The sequence below is a fragment of the Streptomyces sp. DH12 genome (genome assembly GCF_020873895.1).
Classification (GTDB): Bacteria; Actinomycetota; Actinomycetes; order Streptomycetales; family Streptomycetaceae; genus Streptomyces.
Map to the genome: position 1 here is coordinate 1 of NZ_JAHWGT010000558.1, position 562 is coordinate 562.

General features: G+C 75.1%; 1 protein-coding gene. It reads right to left on the reverse strand.

The features are described from left to right. A partial coding sequence (locus LPA54_RS35760) for an alpha-amylase family glycosyl hydrolase (RefSeq protein WP_308112921.1) occupies positions 1 to 544 on the reverse strand: 544 nt, incomplete at its 3' end. Between the last annotated feature and the right edge of the window lie 18 nt (positions 545 to 562).

The window sequence follows — 562 nt, forward strand, 5'->3', positions numbered from 1 at the left end:
GCACCACGTCCAGGACGACGCCGAGCCCCAGCGCGTGCGCCCGGTCGACGAACCGTTTCAGCCCCTCGGGACCGCCGTACGGCTCGTGCACCGCCCACAGCGAGACGCCCTCGTACCCCCAGCCGTGCCGGCCGGGGAACGGGCACACCGGCATCAACTCCACGTGCGTCACGCCCAGGTCGGCGAGGTGCCCGAGCCGTTCGGCGGCGGCGTCGAAGGTGCCCTCGCGGGTGTAGGTGCCGACGTGCGTCTCGTACAGCACCGCGCCGGGCAGCGGGCGCCCGGTCCACTCGGCGCTCCACTCGAAGCGGTCGTGGTCGACGACGGCGCTGAGCCCGTCGGGGCCGTCGGGCTGGCGGCGCGACCGGGGGTCGGGCAGCACCGGTCCGTCGTCCAGCGCGAAGCCGTACCGGGAGCCGTCGTGCGCCTCGGCCTCCCCCCGCCACCACCCTTCCCGCTCGGGATCGCGCTCCAACGCCCGCGTGACGCCGTCGCACCGGAGCGTCACTCGGCCGGCCTGTGGTGCCCACACCTCGAACTGCACGGACGGTTCCCCTTCGTC